20 protein-coding genes are annotated in these 17752 nt (G+C 59.8%); 10 read left to right on the plus strand and 10 right to left on the minus strand.

Annotation, left to right across the window (positions count from 1 at the left end):
* Positions 1 to 49 precede the first annotated feature (49 nt).
* Positions 50 to 1000 carry a homoserine kinase gene (locus ACQKPC_RS20610; protein ID WP_427626080.1) on the plus strand — a complete coding sequence of 317 codons (951 nt, stop codon included), beginning with the start codon at positions 50 to 52 and terminating at the stop codon, positions 998 to 1000.
* A 127-nt stretch (positions 1001 to 1127) separates the two neighbouring features.
* Here ACQKPC_RS20610 and znuA read toward each other — a convergent pair whose 3' ends face one another.
* Positions 1128 to 2048 (minus strand): zinc ABC transporter substrate-binding protein ZnuA, encoded by a 921-nt coding sequence (gene znuA / locus ACQKPC_RS20615; RefSeq protein WP_427626081.1) that lies wholly within the window; start codon positions 2046 to 2048, stop codon positions 1128 to 1130.
* 66 nt (positions 2049 to 2114) lie between these two features.
* Between znuA and zur the strand changes: the two genes are divergently transcribed.
* The 7 genes from zur (at position 2115) to ACQKPC_RS20650 (ending at position 7713) form a co-directional block, all read left to right on the plus strand.
* A complete protein-coding gene (gene zur / locus ACQKPC_RS20620) occupies positions 2115 to 2597 on the plus strand; it encodes a zinc uptake transcriptional repressor Zur (RefSeq protein WP_008076248.1) in 483 nt (160 codons plus the stop codon).
* A complete protein-coding gene (znuC, locus tag ACQKPC_RS20625; RefSeq protein WP_008076246.1) occupies positions 2597 to 3376 on the plus strand; it encodes a zinc ABC transporter ATP-binding protein ZnuC in 780 nt (259 codons plus the stop codon). The genes zur and znuC overlap by 1 nt, the downstream gene beginning before the upstream one ends.
* Complete coding sequence (gene znuB, locus ACQKPC_RS20630; protein WP_063341995.1) at positions 3369 to 4157, plus strand: zinc ABC transporter permease subunit ZnuB; 789 nt, start codon at positions 3369 to 3371, stop codon at positions 4155 to 4157. Before znuC ends, znuB begins: the two co-directional genes overlap by 8 nt.
* Positions 4158 to 4194: 37 nt before the next feature.
* A complete protein-coding gene (locus ACQKPC_RS20635; protein ID WP_008076242.1) occupies positions 4195 to 4911 on the plus strand; it encodes a PA5502 family lipoprotein in 717 nt (238 codons plus the stop codon).
* Positions 4912 to 5197: 286 nt separating this feature from the next.
* Positions 5198 to 6205, plus strand: a complete 1008-nt coding sequence (locus tag ACQKPC_RS20640; RefSeq protein ID WP_427626082.1) for a methionine ABC transporter ATP-binding protein — start codon at positions 5198 to 5200, stop codon at positions 6203 to 6205.
* The gene (locus tag ACQKPC_RS20645) at positions 6205 to 6879 is read left to right on the plus strand and encodes a methionine ABC transporter permease (protein ID WP_427626083.1); all 675 of its coding nucleotides are present in this window, start codon (positions 6205 to 6207) and stop codon (positions 6877 to 6879) included. The genes ACQKPC_RS20640 and ACQKPC_RS20645 overlap by 1 nt, the downstream gene beginning before the upstream one ends.
* A gap of 60 nt (positions 6880 to 6939) precedes the next feature.
* Positions 6940 to 7713 carry a MetQ/NlpA family ABC transporter substrate-binding protein gene (locus ACQKPC_RS20650; protein WP_008076235.1) on the plus strand — a complete coding sequence of 258 codons (774 nt, stop codon included), beginning with the start codon at positions 6940 to 6942 and terminating at the stop codon, positions 7711 to 7713.
* Between the two features lie 219 nt (positions 7714 to 7932).
* Here ACQKPC_RS20650 and ACQKPC_RS20655 read toward each other — a convergent pair whose 3' ends face one another.
* The 5 genes from ACQKPC_RS20655 to ACQKPC_RS20675 are packed head-to-tail and all read right to left on the minus strand — an operon-like array spanning position 7933 to position 11841.
* Positions 7933 to 8568, minus strand: a complete 636-nt coding sequence (locus ACQKPC_RS20655; protein ID WP_063341991.1) for an SCO family protein — start codon at positions 8566 to 8568, stop codon at positions 7933 to 7935.
* Positions 8565 to 9464 carry a heme o synthase gene (cyoE, locus tag ACQKPC_RS20660; RefSeq protein ID WP_123500532.1) on the minus strand — a complete coding sequence of 300 codons (900 nt, stop codon included), beginning with the start codon at positions 9462 to 9464 and terminating at the stop codon, positions 8565 to 8567. The genes ACQKPC_RS20655 and cyoE overlap by 4 nt, the downstream gene beginning before the upstream one ends.
* Complete coding sequence (locus ACQKPC_RS20665) at positions 9452 to 10531, minus strand: COX15/CtaA family protein (protein WP_063341989.1); 1080 nt, start codon at positions 10529 to 10531, stop codon at positions 9452 to 9454. The genes cyoE and ACQKPC_RS20665 overlap by 13 nt, the downstream gene beginning before the upstream one ends.
* Positions 10532 to 10541: 10 nt before the next feature.
* Positions 10542 to 11135: a hypothetical protein gene (locus ACQKPC_RS20670; protein ID WP_427626084.1), complete on the minus strand. Its 594-nt coding sequence runs from the start codon at positions 11133 to 11135 to the stop codon at positions 10542 to 10544.
* Positions 11101 to 11841, minus strand: coding sequence for an SURF1 family protein (locus ACQKPC_RS20675; RefSeq protein WP_427626085.1), 741 nt, complete (start codon positions 11839 to 11841; stop codon positions 11101 to 11103). Before ACQKPC_RS20675 ends, ACQKPC_RS20670 begins: the two co-directional genes overlap by 35 nt.
* A 70-nt stretch (positions 11842 to 11911) precedes the next feature.
* Here ACQKPC_RS20675 and ACQKPC_RS20680 point away from each other — a divergent pair, with 70 nt between their 5' ends.
* A complete protein-coding gene (locus ACQKPC_RS20680; RefSeq protein ID WP_030129650.1) occupies positions 11912 to 12115 on the plus strand; it encodes a twin transmembrane helix small protein in 204 nt (67 codons plus the stop codon).
* Positions 12116 to 12131: 16 nt separating this feature from the next.
* Here ACQKPC_RS20680 and ACQKPC_RS20685 read toward each other — a convergent pair whose 3' ends face one another.
* From ACQKPC_RS20685 to coxB, 4 genes are all read right to left on the minus strand, one after another.
* Complete coding sequence (locus ACQKPC_RS20685) at positions 12132 to 13019, minus strand: cytochrome c oxidase subunit 3 (protein ID WP_427626086.1); 888 nt, start codon at positions 13017 to 13019, stop codon at positions 12132 to 12134.
* A gap of 33 nt (positions 13020 to 13052) precedes the next feature.
* Positions 13053 to 13610 (minus strand): cytochrome c oxidase assembly protein, encoded by a 558-nt coding sequence (locus ACQKPC_RS20690; protein ID WP_008076221.1) that lies wholly within the window; start codon positions 13608 to 13610, stop codon positions 13053 to 13055.
* 177 nt (positions 13611 to 13787) lie between these two features.
* A complete protein-coding gene (gene ctaD / locus ACQKPC_RS20695; RefSeq protein WP_008076217.1) occupies positions 13788 to 15380 on the minus strand; it encodes a cytochrome c oxidase subunit I in 1593 nt (530 codons plus the stop codon).
* An 82-nt stretch (positions 15381 to 15462) separates the two neighbouring features.
* Positions 15463 to 16590 carry a cytochrome c oxidase subunit II gene (gene coxB / locus ACQKPC_RS20700; protein WP_427626087.1) on the minus strand — a complete coding sequence of 376 codons (1128 nt, stop codon included), beginning with the start codon at positions 16588 to 16590 and terminating at the stop codon, positions 15463 to 15465.
* A gap of 370 nt (positions 16591 to 16960) precedes the next feature.
* Between coxB and ACQKPC_RS20705 the strand changes: the two genes are divergently transcribed.
* Positions 16961 to 17611, plus strand: coding sequence for a hypothetical protein (locus tag ACQKPC_RS20705; RefSeq protein WP_192345237.1), 651 nt, complete (start codon positions 16961 to 16963; stop codon positions 17609 to 17611).
* The last annotated feature ends 141 nt before the right edge of the window (positions 17612 to 17752 follow it).

Raw genomic sequence — 17752 nt, forward strand, 5'->3', positions numbered from 1 at the left:
ACTTAAATCGGCGCCGGCAGTCGCGGCGCCCGTACTGGCAGTTTTAACCATGTCTGTGTTCACCCCCCTGGCTCGGCCCGAGCTGGAAACCTTTCTCGCCCCTTACGGGCTTGGCCGCCTGCTTGATTTCCAGGGGATCGCCGCCGGTAGCGAAAACACCAATTTCTTTATCAGCCTGGAGCAGGGTGAGTTTGTCCTGACTCTGGTCGAGCGCGGTCCGGTGCAGGAGATGCCGTTTTTCATCGAACTGCTCGACGTGCTGCACGACGCCAACCTGCCGGTGCCTTATGCCCTGCGCACCACCGACGGCGTCGCGTTGCGCGAACTGGCCGGTAAACCTGCGCTGCTGCAGCCCCGTCTGGCGGGCAAGCACATCAAGGACGCCAACGCGCAGCATTGCGCTCAGGTCGGCGAGCTGCTGGCTCATCTGCACCTGGCGACCCAAGCCAACATGATCAAACGCAAAACCGATCGCGGCCTGGACTGGATGCTGGAAGAGGGCACGCAGTTGCTTTCGCACCTGAATGCCGAGCAAAGCGATTTGCTGCAACGGGCGCTGGATGAAATCACACAGCAGAAGACGAAAATTCTGGCGCTGCCGCGGGCCAACATCCACGCCGACCTGTTCCGCGATAACGCGATGTTCGAAGGCACGCACCTGACCGGGTTGATCGACTTCTACAACGCCTGTTCCGGGCCGATGCTCTATGACGTGGCGATTGCCTTGAACGATTGGTGTTCGGACGAGCAAGGGCAGCTTGATGGTGCTCGGGCGCGGGCATTGCTGGGCGCTTATGCTGCGCTAAGACCGTTTACTGCTGCCGAGGCCGAGCTATGGCCGACCATGCTGCGCGTGGCGTGCGTACGGTTCTGGTTGTCGCGGTTGATCGCCGCGGAGTCTTTCGCCGGGCAGGACGTGTTGATTCACGATCCGATGGAATTTCAGTTGCGCTTGGCGCAGCGGCAGAAGGTCCACACACCGCTGCCTTTCGCCCTCTAAATTGTGGCGAGGGGGCTTGCCCCCGTTGGAGTGCGAAGCGCTCCCCAGCAATTCATTGGGGGGCTCATGTGGGGCTGCTTCGCAGCCCGACGGGGGCAAGCCCCCTCGCCACAGTTCTACGGGACGCTTACAACGACTCCAAACACCCCGCCAAATCATTCCCCAGCTTTTCCAACACCTGCTCATACCCTTGAGCGGTCGCTGGCGTGTACCCGCCGAGCGCATCCAGTTCCGCCAGTTTCACCGGCAGCCCGGCCACCAGGGTTTCTGCCAGGCGCGGGCGCAGCGGTGGTTCGCTGAACACGCAAGTCTTGCCGACTTCCTGCAACCGAGTGCGCATCGCCGCGACGTGCTGGGCACCGGGTTGTACTTCGGCTGCGACACTGAATACGCCAGTGTGCTTGAGGCCGTAAGCGTCTTCGAAGTAGTCGAAGGCTTCGTGAAACACGAAGTAAGGCTTGCCCGCGATTCCCGCCAGACGAGCCTTCAGGCGCAGGTCCAAAGCATCCAGACGCTCATCGAACACCTTGAGATTGCTCTGGTAGCGCGCTGCGTTGGCCGGATCGGCGGCACTCAGATCGGCGGCCATTTTGGTAGCGATCACGCGGGCGTTGATCGGTGACAACCACAAATGCGCATCCAGGCTGCCGGGGCGGTGATCGTGGTCATGCTCATCGGCCTCTTCGGCGTGGGAATGGTTATCTTCGGCGAAATGTCGCAGTTTCAGGCCAGGCAAATCCTGTACCGCGATGCTGGGCAACGTACGACCTTTCAGCACACGGGGCAGGAAACCTTCCATGTCCGGACCGATCCAGTAGACCAGATCCACCGATTGCACTTTCCGTACATCGGATGGGCGCAAGGCATAGTTATGGGGCGAGGCGCCGGGCGGCAGCAAAACTTCCGGAACCGCTACGCCGTCTTGCACCGCCGCGGCTATCAGCTGCAGAGGCTTGACGCTGGTGAGGACTTTAACCTCGGCTTGAGCTGAGCCGATCAGCAGAAAACTTGCGACAAATGCGACAAAGATAGAAAAAAGTCGGGACACGATGACCACTCGAAGAGGCGAGAACGGGTAACATAATAACGTCTCTCACAAAACTCGTCGCCGCTCATGCCTAAAACACCGATTGCCAGCCGTCCCCACGACCACTCTCATTGCGTGCATAGCGCATTGTCTGAGGCCGATGTCTTGTGCGCACGTCAGGGGCTGCGTCTGACCGCTTTGCGCCGGCGAGTGCTGGAACTGGTGTGGCAAAGCCACAAACCGTTGGGTGCCTATGACATTCTGGCGGTGCTCAGCGAGCAGGACGGCCGTCGCGCCGCGCCTCCTACCGTGTACCGAGCGCTGGATTTCCTGCTGGAAAACGGCTTGGTACATCGCATCTCCTCGTTGAACGCCTTCGTCGGCTGCAATCACCCGGAACACGCCCACCAGGGGCAGTTTCTGATTTGCCGCGAATGCCACGCCGCCATCGAACTCGAACAGAAATCCATCAGCGACGCGATTATCGATAGCGCCAAAGATGTCGGATTTATCGTCGAAGCCCAGACCGTTGAAGTCATCGGTCTCTGCTCGGGTTGCCAGGGGGCTTGATGAGCAACGCGCTGATTCGCCTCGAGCAGGTGGCCGTCACCTTTGCCGGGCAAAACGTGCTGGACAACATCGAGCTGAGTGTCGAGCCGGGGCAGATCGTTACCTTGATCGGCCCTAACGGTGCCGGCAAAACCACGCTGGTGCGCGCGGTGCTCGGCCTGTTGAAACCGGACAGCGGCAGCGTCTGGCGCAAGCCGAAGTTGCGCGTCGGTTACATGCCGCAAAAACTCCATGTCGACCCAACCCTGCCGCTTTCGGTGCTGCGCTTCTTGCGTCTGGTGCCGGGCGTGGACCGGGCTCGGGCGTTGGCCGCCCTCAAGGAAGTCGGTGCCGAACAGGTCATCGACAGCCCGGTGCAAAGTGTTTCCGGTGGCGAAATGCAGCGGGTGCTGCTGGCGCGGGCATTGCTGCGCGAGCCAGAATTGCTGGTGCTTGATGAGCCGGTACAAGGCGTCGACGTGGCCGGTCAAGCCGAGCTCTACAGCCTGATCACACGCTTGCGTGATCGTCATGGTTGCGGCGTTTTGATGGTCTCTCACGATTTGCATCTGGTGATGAGCACCACCGACCAAGTGGTGTGCCTGAATCGCCACGTTTGCTGTTCCGGACATCCCGAGCAGGTCAGCGGCGATCCGGCATTCGTCGAGCTGTTCGGAAAAAACGCACAAAGCCTGGCGATTTATCACCACCATCACGACCACGCCCACGACCTGCATGGCTCGGTGGTCAGCGCGGTCCCGTCCACTCACGTTCATGGAGATAGCTGCAAGCATGGCTGATTTTCTGCTCTTTGCCCTGCTTGCAGGTCTGGCCCTGGCGCTGGTCGCGGGGCCGTTGGGTTCGTTCGTGGTCTGGCGGCGCATGGCCTATTTCGGCGACACCCTGTCCCACGCGGCGCTACTCGGCGTGGCGCTGGGTTTCCTGCTGGATGTCAGCCCGACCGTTGCCGTCACGGTAGGCTGCTTGTTGCTGGCGGTATTGCTGGTGACGTTGCAACAACGGCAACCGTTGGCGTCCGACACGCTGTTGGGAATTCTCGCACCGAGTACGCTCTCGCTTGGCTTGGTGGTACTAAGCTTCATGCATGAAGTGCGGATCGACCTGATGGCCTATCTGTTCGGCGATTTGCTGGCGATCAGCCCGACCGATCTGGCCTGGATCCTCGGCGGCAGCGCGGCGGTGCTGGTATTACTTGTAACGCTATGGCGACCCTTGCTGGCGATCACGGTGCATGAAGAGCTGGCCAAGGTGGAAGGTTTGCCGGTGGCGGCGTTGCGTCTGGCCCTGATGTTGCTGATCGCCGTGGTGATCGCCGTGGCGATGAAAATCGTCGGCGTGTTGCTGATTACTTCGTTACTGATTATTCCGGCGGCTGCGGCACAGCGTCACGCCCGCTCGCCGGAGCAGATGGCACTGGGCGCGAGCCTGCTGGGCATGCTCGCGGTGTGTGGCGGGCTGGCGTTGTCCTGGTTCAAGGACACCCCGGCCGGCCCGTCGATTGTGGTGGCGGCCGCTGCGCTGTTTCTGCTGAGTTTTGTCCTGCCCCGTCGAGGGGTGTAGACTTGCTCGTTTTTTGCGCAAATAGAGAGTCGCAGGAATGAAGCCGTTCGCCTCCCGTTATCTGCTCCTTGTCGCATTTTCGCTGCTGCTGGGCGCTTGCCAAAGCACGTCACCGGCGGCCACCGAGGCCCCCGATGCGCGGGCCACGGCGATCGCACAGCTGGAACAAAGCCTGGCCAGCAGCGAACTGGCCACCGCCGAAGGACAATTGGCGGCTTTGCAGGCCGAGTCGCCCAACGATCAATCCCTCGAGCAGTACCAGCGGCAATTGGCCGAAGCTTATTTGCTGCGTAGCCAGATCGTGTTGCAAAAAGGTGATGTGAATGCAGCCGCCACCGCCCTCAGCCGTGCCCGGGTATTGATGCCCAAGGCCCCGGCGCTGACCGGTGGTGTCAACAGCGCCATAGTCCATGCCCGCAAGGCAGAACTGGATAAAGCCGAAGCGGCTCTCAAGGCTGCCGAAGCCAAACCTCAGGCCAAAGTCATCGACCCAACGGCTGAAAGCACTACGGTGGCGTTGAACCTCACCGATATGAGCAAGCTTCGTCGTCAACTGGATGCCATCGCCGCCGATGTGGTGAATTACCAGTGCGACGTGAGCATTCAGGCACCGCGCACTCAGGATTACCCATGGCTGGCCACGCTGCTGACCAAACGGGTGAAGAAGCTGGATTCGGAGTTTGATCTGAAGCTGGAGAAGCAGATTCTGCGCAACATTCCGGCGCAGATGGTTTTGAGTCCGCGCAAGCCATAAAAGCTTCGCGGGCAAGCCTCGCTCCTACAGGTTGGTATCGTTTCCGTAATCAACGAACGACACTAAACCTGTAGGAGCGAGGCTTGCCCGCGAAGGCGTCCTCCTATTCGATAAAAATCCTTAAGCCGGAACCGCCTTGGCCTTTGGCTCCCTACCTTTGATCGCGTTATTGCCAAATGGAAGGTTGAATGCGGAATAAATGCTAATAACCTCTATACGGACAGGCTAAAATGCCCGCCCGGCTAACCGCTGATCCTTTTCTAACGCGCCCCACAAGGTTCGCTACGTGATCGAGTTTCAAAACGTCCACAAAACTTACCGCGTCGCCGGTAAGGATATTCCCGCCCTGCATCCGACCAGTCTGACGATTGAGAACGGTCAGGTCTTTGGCCTGATCGGCCATTCCGGCGCGGGAAAAAGTACCCTGCTGCGTCTGATCAACCGCCTGGAGAACGCCAGTGGCGGCAAGATCATCGTCGATGGTGAAGAAGTCACCGCGCTGGACGCCAATAGCCTGCGGCGCTTCCGTCAGCAGGTCGGGATGATTTTCCAGCACTTCAACCTGCTGGCGTCCAAAACCGTGGCCGACAATGTCGCGCTGCCGCTGACCCTCGCCGGTGAACTGTCCCGTAGCGAAATCGACCGGCGTGTGGCGGAGTTGCTGGCGCGGGTCGGCCTGGCTGACCATGCGAAAAAGTACCCGGCGCAATTGTCCGGTGGTCAGAAGCAGCGTGTCGGCATCGCCCGCGCCCTGGCGACCAAACCGAAAATCCTGCTGTGCGATGAAGCCACCAGTGCCCTGGACCCGCAAACCACGGCGTCGGTCCTGCAACTGCTGGCCGAGATCAACCGCGAGCTGAAACTGACCATCGTCTTGATCACCCACGAAATGGATGTAATCCGTCGGGTCTGCGATGAGGTGGCGGTGATGGACGCCGGCAAGATCGTCGAACAGGGCCCGGTGGCAGAGGTGTTCCTGCATCCCAAGCACCCGACCACCAAGCGCTTCGTGCAGGAAGACGAGCAAATCGACGAAAGCGAACAGCGCGACGACTTCGCTCACGTACCTGGGCGTATCGTGCGTCTGACCTTCCAGGGCGAAGCGACCTACGCGCCGTTGCTGGGGACCGTTGCTCGGGAAACGGGCGTGGACTACAGCATCCTGGCCGGTCGCATCGATCGCATCAAAGACGTCCCTTATGGGCAATTGACCCTGGCCGTCACCGGTGGCGACATGGACGCGGCATTTGCTCACTTCACCGCAGCTGACGTCCACATGGAGGTGCTGCGCTGATGGAAGTCCTGATGAGTTTCTTTTCCAATATCGACTGGTACGAAATCTGGCTGGCTACCGGCGATACCCTGCTGATGCTCGGCGGTTCGCTGCTATTCACCGTGCTGTTGGGCCTGCCGCTGGGCGTGCTGTTGTTCCTGTGCAGTCCGCGCCAGTTGCTGGAAGCCAAAGGCGTGTACGCGATGTTGTCGCTGCTGGTGAACATTCTGCGTTCGCTGCCCTTCATTATTCTGCTGATCGTGATGATTCCGTTCACCGTGTTGATCACGGGCACCTCTCTGGGTGTCGCCGGCGCCATTCCACCCTTGGTGGTGGGCGCCACGCCGTTCTTCGCACGACTGGTGGAAACCGCCTTGCGTGAAGTGGATCGCGGCATCATCGAGGCGACCCAGGCCATGGGCGCGACGACACGTCAGATCATCATCAATGCCTTGCTGCCGGAAGCCCGCCCGGGCATCTTCGCGGCGATTACGGTGACAGCGATTACACTGGTGTCCTACACGGCAATGGCCGGTGTGGTCGGCGCTGGCGGCTTGGGCGACCTGGCAATCCGTTTCGGTTACCAGCGTTTCCAGACCGATGTGATGGTTGTGACGGTGGTGTTGCTGCTGATGCTGGTTCAAGTGCTGCAAACCGTTGGCGACAAATTGGTTGTCCACTTCTCACGTAAGTAAGTCATGAGCCGGCCATTCGCTGGCAGGCGCCAAACGGGCGCCTCACAAGGAGTTAGCTGAATGAAAAAACTACTCGTCGCGTTCGCTGCCGTTGCAGCCTTTTCCGCACACGCTGCCGACACCCTGACCGTCGCGGCCACCCCGGTGCCTCACGCGGAAATCCTCGAGTTCGTTAAACCGGCCCTGGCCAAAGAAGGCGTGGACCTGAAGGTCAAAGTCTTCACCGACTACATCCAGCCGAACGTGCAGGTGGCCGAGAAGCGTCTGGACGCCAACTTCTTCCAGCACCAGCCGTACCTGGATGAGTTCAACAAGGCCAAGGGCACCAACCTCGTCAGCGTTGCCGGTGTACACCTGGAGCCGCTGGGCGCTTACTCCAGCAAGTACAAAGCGCTGACCGAGCTGCCGGGCGGCGCCAACGTGGTGATTCCGAACGACGCCACCAACGGCGGTCGTGCGCTGTTGCTGCTGGCGAAGGCTGGCCTGATCAAGTTGAAGGATTCGAACAACATCCTGTCGACCGTGAAGGACATCACCGAGAACACCAAGGACCTGAAATTCCGTGAACTGGAAGCCGCGACCATCCCACGCGTGCTGACTCAGGTCGACCTGGCGCTGATCAACACCAACTACGCGCTGGAAGCCAAGCTTGATCCGTCCAAGGACGCACTGGTTATCGAAGGCAGCGACTCGCCGTACGTGAACATCCTCGTTGCCCGTCCGGACGACAAGGACAGCGCCGCGATGCAGAAACTGGTTGCTGCCCTGCACAGCCCGGAAGTGAAAGCCTTCATTCTCGAGAAGTACAAAGGCGCGGTATTGCCGGCGTTCTGATGTTGAAGGGGACGCAGAGCGTCCCTGGCTGCATTCCCACGCGGAGCGTGGGAACGATCAAAAACGGGGACGCATTGATTGCGTCCCCGTTTTTTTATGCCTGAAATACCGTACCTGTGGGAGCGGGCTTGCTCGCGAAAGCGGTGTAACAGTCAACATTGATGTTGGATGTTATGGCCTCTTCGCGAGCAAGCCCGCTCCCACAGGGTATTGTGTTGGTTATTCTCGCTTGAGCATTACTGGCAACTGCGCCACCAGTTTCTGGTTGTTCAACGGTGCACGAATGAAGCCGCGCTGAGTCCCGTCCGGCCCGATCACTGCGAGGTTGCCGCTATGGTCGACGGTGTAGTTCGGCTTACTGGTGTCCGCCGGAATAAACGGAATGCTCACCGCATTGGCCAGCTTCTGAAGGTCTTCGACCGAGGACGCAGTCAGCCCGATGAACTGTGGATCGAAGTAGCCCAGGTATTGCTTGAGTTGCTTGGGCGTGTCGCGGTTCGGGTCGACGCTGACCAAAACGACCTGCAACTTGTCCACAGCATCCGCTGGCAGTTCACTCTTGATCTGCCGCAGTTGGGCGAGGGTGGTCGGGCAGATGTCCGGGCAGAAGGTGTAGCCGAAGAACAACACACTCCATTTGCCTTTCAGCTCGTTGATCGCCACCGGCTTACCGTCCTGATCGGTCATCTTCACGTCCGGCAGGTTACGGCTTTGGGGCAACAGGATGATCCCCGCATCGATCAGTGCCGTCGGGTCGCCCTGGTTTTTTCCGGTCAGTACTTTGTTGATGGTCAGGCCCAGGATCAGCGCGATCAAGGCGACGAGAATGAAGACGGTTTTCTGGGTTCGAGTCATAGGTTCAACAGTAAGTAGTGGTCTACGAGCAGCGCGATAAACAGCAGGAACAAGTAGTAAATAGAGTACTTGAACGTGTTGATCGCCGCGTGCGGCCGAGTGCCACGGTACAGCACCACGGCCCATTGCAGAAACCTCGCGCCCAGTACGAGGGCACAAATCAGGTAGAGCACACCGCTCATGTGGATCACGTAGGGCATCAGGCTGACGGCCAGTAGCGCAAAGGTATAAAGCAGGATGTGGACTTTGGTGTAGTGCTCGCCATGGGTCACCGGCAGCATTGGAATGTCAGCCTTGGCGTATTCCTCTTTGCGGTGAATCGCCAGCGCCCAGAAGTGCGGCGGGGTCCAGGCGAAGATGATCAGCACCAGCAGCAACGGTTCGGCGCTGACATGACCGGTGGCGGCGGTCCAGCCGAGCAGCGGCGGGGCCGCACCAGCGAGGCCGCCGATGACGATGTTCTGCGGCGTCGCGCGTTTCAGGAAGCCGGTGTAAACCACGGCATAACCGAGCAAGGAGGCGAGGGTCAGCCATGCCGTCAACGGGTTAGTGAAGGCTAGCAGCAGAGCTTGGCCGAGCACTGCCAGCACCAGAGCGAAAGTCAGCGCAGCGGTTGGAGAAACCCGGCCTTCGGCCAAGGGCCGCTTGCGAGTTCGGGCCATGACCGCGTCGATGCGCCGGTCCACCACATGGTTGACCGCCGCCGCACCGCCGGCACACAAGGCGATCCCCAGATTGCCGAACACCAGCACCGTCCACGGCACCCCGGCGCGCGTCGCGAGAAACATGCCGACCAGCGAGGTGATGAGCATCAGCACCACCACTTTCGGCTTGGTCAGCTCCAGGTAATCGCGCCAGATTGCCTGACTATGACGTTCGCCGATCAGGGTCGCCATGGCATTTCTCCTTTTATTGTTATGGGCCCGGCCGAGTGTTTACGCAGGCTGAGACGCCAGCGTACTGGGGGCTGATGCTTGACCCGAACCAGGCTGGTTCGCGCGTGATAATTGACCAGCACCATCGTCAGCAACAGCGCTGCACCGCCGGCGTTGTGGGCGACGGCCACCGGCAGCGGCAAGTGGAACACCACATTGCTGATGCCCAGGGTGATTTGTGCGGCCAGGGCGATCAGCACCATGGCGGCCAGGCGCGTCATGCCGACGACCTTCAGTTGCCAGGCCAGACCGAGCAGAACGAGGGTGACCAGTAGCGCGCCAATACGGTGAGTCAGGTGAATCGCGGTGCGGGCATCGCTGTCCAGTTGCCCGCCCAGGTAATTGGGGCCGATGTGTTGGGTCAGGTGAAAGCCGTTGGCGAAATCAGTCGGTGGCAGCCATTGCCCGTGGCAGGTTGGAAAGTCGATGCAGGCCACCGCCGCGTAATTGGAGCTGACCCAGCCACCAAGGGCAATTTGCAGGATCACCAGCAACAAGCCGGCGGTCGCCCAGTGCTGCAAACGCCGTGGCACGGTTAGCGCCGGCAACACGCCGGACAGTCGCAAGGTCAGCAGAAACAATAGGCTCAAGGTCGCAAAGCCGCCAAGTAAATGCCCGGTGACCACTTGCGGCCAGAGCTTGAGCGTCACCGTCCACATGCCGAACGCAGCTTGGGCGAACACCACCGCCAGCACAAACAACGGCAGTTTCACTGGCTGCCCCGGGTGATGACGATGGGTCCAGGCGCGGCCCGCCAGCACCGCGATCAGCAGCCCCAATGTGCCGGCGAAGTAGCGATGAAGCATCTCGTTCCAGCCTTTGTTGGCTTCCACCGGCGCGTCGGGAAAGTGCAGTTCGGCATGGGCCAGTTGGGCTTCGCTGTTCGGCACGCTGATAAAGCTGTAGCAGCCGGGCCAGTCCGGACAACCAAGACCCGCATGGGTCAGGCGGGTGTAGGCGCCGAGCAACACCACAATCAGTGCCAGCAAGGTGGCAAACAGCGCGAGGCGAAATCCAGGTTTGGCCATGACGATGCCCTTATCCGATGTTCGACAGTTTCAGCAAATGGCGCAGGTCGTTGAGCAGGTCCTTGCCCTTCACCGTCGGGTCGTAGCGCAGCACCAGGTTGCCGTGAGGGTCGATGATCCACAGGTGCGGCGTGTCATTGCTCTGAGCGCCTTTGCTGTAGGTCGGCGGGTCCAGGGAATAACGTTGCAGCTGCGGGTACTCACGTTGAAGTTTAGTCTCGTAATCGCTGTTCAGCGGCTGCGCGATGGCCAGCGCATGGCTGGCGCGGGAGGCATCGCGACCGAGGCCGATCTGGATCTGGCGCGCCAGATACACCAGCTGCTGGCAGTCCACCGAACAGTCCTTGGGCGCTGTCACCAGTAACTGCCAGCGGTCTTCTTGCGCCGGTACGCCGATGTCGGCGCGGGTCTGGCCGTTGCCGATCAGTTCACCGTGATAACTGCGGCCCTCCGGCACCCAGAACTGCAATTTGTACATGCCGGTGGCGAGGATCATCGGACCCACCACGCCCAACAGGATCAGTAACAACTGCAAGCGCCCGCGCCGACGATTTACCGGTGCTTTCGCTTCAGACATGCCGGGTGGATTCATGGCCGCTCCCATTATTGTTCTCCTTTGCGTTGTGCCATCCGAGATAGAAGTAAAGGCCGAGCAGGGCTATCGACAGGGCGAACCACTGCACGGCATAAGCCAAGTGTTTTTCCGGCCCCATGGCCACCACCGGCCAATCGGCCTGGTAGGTCGCGGGGCCGCTTTGTGCGCGTAATTCGTAGGCGAAACCGTCACGGTCAAGCGCCGCCCAGAGCCTGGCCGGTTCAATGGCGGTGACCAGTTGTGGCCAGGTCGTGGCGTCTGGGTCGGCGTGCAACTGGAACGTTGCGCCAGGGGAGACGTAGACCCAGGCGTCGAGGCTCAATGCCTGAGTCGGTGTGGTGAATGACGGCGGTGTGCGCCGATCCGGCCACGGCAACCAGCCGCGATTGACCAGCAGCCAGAGCCCGGTTGCTCGGTCCTGAAACGGTTGCAGCAGTTCGACCCCGACCTTGCCGTCGCGCTGACGGTTGTCCAGCAACAAGCTGTGTTCGGCATCGAACTGGCCGTGCAGGCGAACCCGACGGAAGGCCGGATCTTCGGTGTGTTGCAGTTCAGTGCTGGCCATCGGTTCGGCCGCCCGGCGCTCGGCGTAGCTTTGCAGCAGCGCGCTTTTCTCCGCGCCACGGCTCAACTGCCAGAACCCGAGTGACACCAGCAAAGGCAGCAGCATCGCGACCACCAGGGTTGGCAGGAGGCCCGGCCGGAAGCGTTTCATGGCGTTGCCAGAAAGTCGGTAATCGCGATAGCTATACTCAAATGCATCGCCTGTCCCCCGGAGTGTCACCATGCTCAAAGCAGCCATCGTCCTGATGCTGATTGCCACGGTTGTCAGCCTGTTCAGCGGCCTGTTTTTTCTGGTCAAGGACGACAGCCACTCGAATCGCCTGGTCATCGCCTTGAGTGTTCGTGTTGCGCTGGCCGCCACCACTGTCGGCTTGATTGCCTGGGGTTTTTTCAGCGGCCAGTTGGTGTCTCACGTGCCTTGGTAGTCATGAAAGCCAAGGCTCAGAGCACGTAGACGAAAACGAACAGACCGATCCACACCACGTCCACGAAGTGCCAGTACCAGCTCGCCGCCTCGAAGGCGAATTGATGGTCGGCATCGAAGTGCCCGCGCATGATCCGCATCAGCATGACGAACAGAATGATCGTGCCGATGGTCACGTGGGCGCCGTGGAAACCGGTGAGCATGAAGAAGGTCGCGCCGTAGATGCCCGAACCCAGAGTCAGGCCCAGCTCATGGTAGGCGTGCAGGTATTCTTCAGCCTGGAAACCGAGGAACGCGCAACCGAGCAACACGGTCAGCGCCAGCCAGATTTTCAGTGCGCCGCGATGGCCTTTTTTCAAGGCGTGGTGAGCAATGGTCACGGTGACGCTGGAACTCACCAGCAGCACGGTATTGAGCAGCGGCAGGCCCCAGGGGCTGATGACTTCCTTGGGGGGAGGAAAGAGTTTCGAGTCCGGGTTGTTCAGCAGCGGCCAGGTGAATTCAAACGTCGGCCACAGCATGTGAGCGAGGCCTTTGGTGCCTTCACCGCCCAGTGCCGGGCCCGTGATGTTGCGCACATAAAACAGCGCACCGAAAAAGGCGATGAAGAACATCACCTCCGAGAAAATGAACCAGCTCATGCCCCAGCGGAACGAGCGGTCCATCTGTGCACTGTACAACCCTGCGCGACTTTCCTTGATCACCGTACCGAACCAGCCGAACAGCATGTAGGCCAACAGCAGTCCGCCGACGAAAAAGATCAGCGGGCCGTGGGATTCCGGCCGCGCAGCCTTCAGGTCGTTGAACCAGGTGGCCAGGCCGAACACCGTGACGAACATGCCGACCGTGGCGATAATCGGCCATTTGCTCTGGGCCGGAACGTAATAATGTTCATGAGTTGCCATTTATTGTTCTCCTTATCGGGCACGCTTTAACGTCTAGCCGCCGGTGCTTGCTGCAACAGCCACGGGCGGATGACGTGCGGTGATATCGAACAGCGTGTAGGACAGCGTCAGGTGCTTCACTTCCTTGGGCATGTCGCGGTCAACGATGAACCGTACCGGCATCTCGATTCGTTGGCCGGGCTGCAGCACCTGCTGGGTGAAGCAGAAACATTCGGTCTTGTGGAAGTACGCGGCTGCGTTGCTGGGCGCGATACTCGGCACCGCCTGAGCACTCATCGGGCGATCAGTCGGGTTATGGGCGATAAAAATCATCTCGTTCACCGCCCCGGGGTGCGCGACCAGTTCATCGCCCTTGGGATAGAAATCCCAGGCCATGTCGGCGGCATTGGTCGACAGAAACTGCACGCGAACCTGCCGCGAGACGTCGACCGTTTGCTCGCCTTCATACTGCCCGGAGGTTTTGCCATTGATGCCGAACGCCTTGCACATCACGTCGTAGATCGGCACCAGGGCAAAGCCGAAGACAAACATCGCTACCACCACCAGCAACAGGCGGGTGACCAGTTTCTTCATCGAGATCGAATCAGCCATGGTGCTCAACCTCTACCGGGAACCCTGTGGGAGCGGGCCTGTGGCGAGGGGGCTTGCCCCCGTTTGAGTGCGTAGCACTCACAAAATCCTGGAACATCAGAGATTTTGGGGCTGCTTCGCAGCCCAACGGGGGCAAGCCCCCTCGCCACGAGCAAGCTCCTACAAGGCCGAGGCGTTTCATTTCACTTCCGGCGGTGTGGTGAAGGTGTGATACGGCGCCGGCGATGGAATGCTCCACTCCAGGCCTTCGGCCCCATCCCACGGTTTGGCCGGTGCCGGCTCGCCGCCACGAATGGTCTTGATCACGATGAACAGGAAGAAGATCTGCGTGGCGCCAAACATGAACGCGCCGATCGACGACACCATATTGAAGTCGGCGAATTGCAGGTTGTAGTCCGGAATCCGCCGCGGCATGCCCGCCAGGCCCACGAAGTGCATCGGGAAGAATGCCAGGTTCATGCCAATGAACGAGAGCCAGAAGTGCAGTTTGCCGAGGGTTTCGTCGTACATGTGGCCGGTCCATTTCGGCATCCAGTAGTAGGCCGAGGCGAAGATCCCGAAGATCGCCCCTGGCACCAGCACGTAGTGGAAATGCGCGACCACGAAGTAGGTGTCCTGGTACTGGAAGTCCGCCGGGGCGATGGCCAGCATCAACCCGGAGAACCCGCCAATGGAGAACAGGATGACGAACGCCACGGCGAACAGCATGGGCGTCTCGAAGGTCAGCGAGCCTTGCCACATAGTGCTGGCCCAGTTGAACACCTTGACCCCGGTGGGCACCGCGATCAGCAGCGTTGCGTACATGAAGAACAACTCGCCCACCAGCGGAATGCCGACCACGAACATGTGGTGCGCCCAGACGATGAACGACAGGAACGCAATACTCGCCGTGGCGTAGACCATCGAGGTGTAGCCGAACAATGGCTTGCGCGAAAAGGCCGGAATGATCGAGCTGACGGCACCAAAGGCCGGCAGGATCATGATGTACACCTCGGGGTGACCGAAGAACCAGAACACATGCTGGAACAACACCGGGTCTCCGCCACCGGCGGCACTGAAGAAACTGGTGCCGAAGTGGATGTCCATCAGCATCATGGTCACGCAGCCGGCCAGCACTGGCATCACTGCAATCAGCAGGAACGCGGTGATCAGCCAGGTCCAGACGAACAGTGGCATTTTCATCAGCGTCATGCCGGGGGCACGCAGGTTGAGGATGGTCGCGATCACGTTGATCGCCCCCATGATCGAACTGATCCCCATCAAGTGGATGGCGAAGATGAAGAACGTCACGCTTTCCGGCGCGTAGGTCGTCGACAGCGGGGCATAGAAGGTCCAGCCGAAATTCGGCCCGCCGCCAGGGGTGAAGAGGGTCGATACCAGTAGCAGGAATGCTGCCGGCAACAGCCAGAAGCTGAAGTTGTTCATCCTCGGCAAGGCCATGTCCGGCGCGCCGATCATCAACGGGATCATCCAGTTGGCGAGGCCTACGAAAGCCGGCATCACCGCACCGAACACCATCACCAGACCGTGCATGGTGGTCATCTGGTTAAAGAATTCCGGCTGGACGATTTGCAGTCCCGGCTGGAACAGTTCGGCACGGATTACCATGGCGAACGAGCCACCCAGCAGGAACATGGAGAACGCAAACCACAGGTACAGCGTGCCGATATCCTTGTGGTTGGTGGTCAGCACCCAGCGCATCAGGCCTTTGGCGGGGCCGTGGGCGTGGGCGGTGCCGGTATGAACATGGTCATCGACTACAGCAGTCATGTCCTGTCTCCTGCAAACGGATGGGCTGGGCGGGCCGGGGCGTCATGCCCCGAGCGGTTCCTTACATGCACAATTAACCGGGTCATTTGCTTTCCGCCTGTTTCAGCTCCAGCACTTCTTTAGGGGTGACCATGTCGCCTTTGTTGTTGCCCCAGGCGTTACGTTCATAGGTCACGACCGCTGCGATATCGACTTCCGAGAGTTGCTTGCCGAAGGCCGCCATGGCGGTACCGGGCTTGCCGTGGAAGACAATGCTCAGGTGATCCTTGATCGGTCCGGTGGCGATTTTCGAGCCCTTGAGTGCCGGGAACATCGGCGGCAGGCCCTGGCCTTCAGCCTGGTGACAGGCCACACAGGTGGTGTGATAGACCTTGTCACCGCGCTCCTTGAGCTCGTCGAGGGTCCATTCCTTGCTGGTCAGCTCTTTGAGCTGCGCAGCTTCCGCCTTGCGCTCGCCCAGCCAGGTTTCGTAATCGGCCTTTTCCTTGACCTCGACCACGATCGGCATGAAGCCGTGATCCTTGCCGCACAGTTCGGCGCACTGGCCACGGTAGATGCCGGGCTTTTCGACACGGGTCCAGGATTCATTGACGAAGCCCGGGATCGCATCGCGCTTGACCGCGAAGGCCGGCACCCACCAGGAGTGGATGACGTCGGCGGAAGTCACCAGGAAGCGCACCTTGGCACCGATCGGCAGCACCAGCGGCTTGTCGACCTCCAACAGGTAATGCTCGCCCTTGGTTTCCTTGTTGTGGATCTGATCGGCGGGGGTGTTCAGGTTGCTGAAGAATTCGACGTCCTGACCCAGGTATTTGTAGTGCCACTTCCACTGGTAACCGGTGACCTGGATATCGATATCCGGCTCAGTGTTGTCGTACATCTGGATCAGGGTGGCGGTTGCGGGGACCGCCATGGCCACCAGAATGAGCAGGGGCACGATGGTCCAGAGAATTTCGACGGTGGTGCTTTCATGAAATTTTGCGGCCACCTGCCCCGTAGAGCGGCGGTGGACCATCATCGACCAGAACATGGCGCCGAAGACGATGATGCCGATCACTACACAGATCCAGAAAATGGTCATGTGCAGGTCGAATACTGCGTGACTGATTTCAGTCGCTCCAGGCGCCATATTCACAGTCCAGGCCGCTTGTGCCTGACTGAAAATCGACCACAACAGGAGGCCCATCCAGACATGTGGATGTCGCATCATTGCGGGTTCCCCTTATAGTTCTTTTTATCCCGCCGGCTTTCACCTGCGGCAAGGGAGCGGCTTTTTCAGACTACGAACTTGAATCGCCGAGCCTTGCTGCATATGCAGTCGGGCGTCATCAGCTAACTCCATTCAGATCCGAGTATAGACAGCGACTGCCACCTCGCAATGCGATGACGTAAATCGGCTGAAACAGGTTGGACTTGCGTTCCATGTCACGAATGGAGAAGGATGCAGACGAGTGGTGGCAAATCGATATAACGTAGACGTCTCAAGGATGAAATAATTATGACAAATGCGTCTTAGGCTTTTTCATAAGCCAGCTAAGTTATGTCTTCCCTATTTCATTGCCTTGTTTCCTGGAGTTTTCATGAACACCGCCGCATTGCGCGAGCAGATCCAAAAAGCCCAACAACACGAGGCCGAGACCGGCCTGTTAACTCGACAACTGGAAACCCAACTGCCGCACCTTCATTCCGCCATCCAATTGCCGGATGTCGATGCCAATGGCGTCATGACGCGTTTTGTGGCCGCGTATATAGAACAAGTGCCGGACCTGCTGGACGCAGCCAATGAAGTCGCCAGGGAAGCGGGCATCGAGTCGCAGATCAAGCCGGTGCTGACAATCGCGGAGCAGTTTTTCCTCCAGCCGCCGGCAATCATGGCCGGTCACGTCGGCCTGGACAGCCTGCTGGACGAAGCCTATCTGGCGCATCGGTTGGTCGAAGAGGTCAACGATCTGTACATCAAGCATTTTGGTCAGCCATTGATCCCCTTGGACATGACAGTTGCCAACCTGATTGCCCACCAACTGATCGGCGAGGAATTTGCCAATCAACTGGATGAGGCGGTGCATCACGCTGTGGACGAGATGCTTAACGATGAAAGTTTTGCGCTGGAGTCAGTAGAGGCCTACCGCGAGAAACTCAACAGCCCGGACACCGGCGCTGCGTGGAAGCGCTGGCCGTGCCTGTCGCGCCAATTGGGCGTGGGCCTTGAGCTGGATCAGCCAGCGGCGTAAGCCAACGGGAAGAACCAACACCTGTGGGGGCGGGCTTCTGTGGCGAGCCGACCGTCCATTACGCGTATCGGCCCTGTGACGATGCCTTGCTCTCGGTGCATGAACTCGCCGAGCTCAACTGGAAACCCCAGAGCGGCCAGC

It is taken from the genome of Pseudomonas sp. NPDC089918 (genome assembly GCF_050280605.1).
Taxonomy (GTDB): Bacteria; Pseudomonadota; Gammaproteobacteria; order Pseudomonadales; family Pseudomonadaceae; genus Aquipseudomonas.

What these genes read in the sequence shown, in the direction of transcription:
- ACQKPC_RS20610 (WP_427626080.1), top strand. Translation starts at nt 50, where the DNA reads ATGTCTGTGTTCACCCCCCTGGCTCGGCCCGAGCTGGAAACCTTTCTC.
- zur (WP_008076248.1), top strand. Translation starts at nt 2,115, where the DNA reads ATGCCTAAAACACCGATTGCCAGCCGTCCCCACGACCACTCTCATTGC.
- znuC (WP_008076246.1), top strand. Translation starts at nt 2,597, where the DNA reads ATGAGCAACGCGCTGATTCGCCTCGAGCAGGTGGCCGTCACCTTTGCC.
- znuB (WP_063341995.1), top strand. Translation starts at nt 3,369, where the DNA reads ATGGCTGATTTTCTGCTCTTTGCCCTGCTTGCAGGTCTGGCCCTGGCG.
- ACQKPC_RS20635 (WP_008076242.1), top strand. Translation starts at nt 4,195, where the DNA reads ATGAAGCCGTTCGCCTCCCGTTATCTGCTCCTTGTCGCATTTTCGCTG.
- ACQKPC_RS20645 (WP_427626083.1), top strand. Translation starts at nt 6,205, where the DNA reads ATGGAAGTCCTGATGAGTTTCTTTTCCAATATCGACTGGTACGAAATC.
- ACQKPC_RS20650 (WP_008076235.1), top strand. Translation starts at nt 6,940, where the DNA reads ATGAAAAAACTACTCGTCGCGTTCGCTGCCGTTGCAGCCTTTTCCGCA.
- ACQKPC_RS20655 (WP_063341991.1), bottom strand. Translation starts at nt 8,568, where the DNA reads ATGACTCGAACCCAGAAAACCGTCTTCATTCTCGTCGCCTTGATCGCG.
- cyoE (WP_123500532.1), bottom strand. Translation starts at nt 9,464, where the DNA reads ATGGCGACCCTGATCGGCGAACGTCATAGTCAGGCAATCTGGCGCGAT.
- ACQKPC_RS20665 (WP_063341989.1), bottom strand. Translation starts at nt 10,531, where the DNA reads ATGGCCAAACCTGGATTTCGCCTCGCGCTGTTTGCCACCTTGCTGGCA.
- ACQKPC_RS20670 (WP_427626084.1), bottom strand. Translation starts at nt 11,135, where the DNA reads ATGGGAGCGGCCATGAATCCACCCGGCATGTCTGAAGCGAAAGCACCG.
- ACQKPC_RS20675 (WP_427626085.1), bottom strand. Translation starts at nt 11,841, where the DNA reads ATGAAACGCTTCCGGCCGGGCCTCCTGCCAACCCTGGTGGTCGCGATG.
- ACQKPC_RS20680 (WP_030129650.1), top strand. Translation starts at nt 11,912, where the DNA reads ATGCTCAAAGCAGCCATCGTCCTGATGCTGATTGCCACGGTTGTCAGC.
- ACQKPC_RS20685 (WP_427626086.1), bottom strand. Translation starts at nt 13,019, where the DNA reads ATGGCAACTCATGAACATTATTACGTTCCGGCCCAGAGCAAATGGCCG.
- ACQKPC_RS20690 (WP_008076221.1), bottom strand. Translation starts at nt 13,610, where the DNA reads ATGGCTGATTCGATCTCGATGAAGAAACTGGTCACCCGCCTGTTGCTG.
- ctaD (WP_008076217.1), bottom strand. Translation starts at nt 15,380, where the DNA reads ATGACTGCTGTAGTCGATGACCATGTTCATACCGGCACCGCCCACGCC.
- coxB (WP_427626087.1), bottom strand. Translation starts at nt 16,590, where the DNA reads ATGATGCGACATCCACATGTCTGGATGGGCCTCCTGTTGTGGTCGATT.
- ACQKPC_RS20705 (WP_192345237.1), top strand. Translation starts at nt 16,961, where the DNA reads ATGAACACCGCCGCATTGCGCGAGCAGATCCAAAAAGCCCAACAACAC.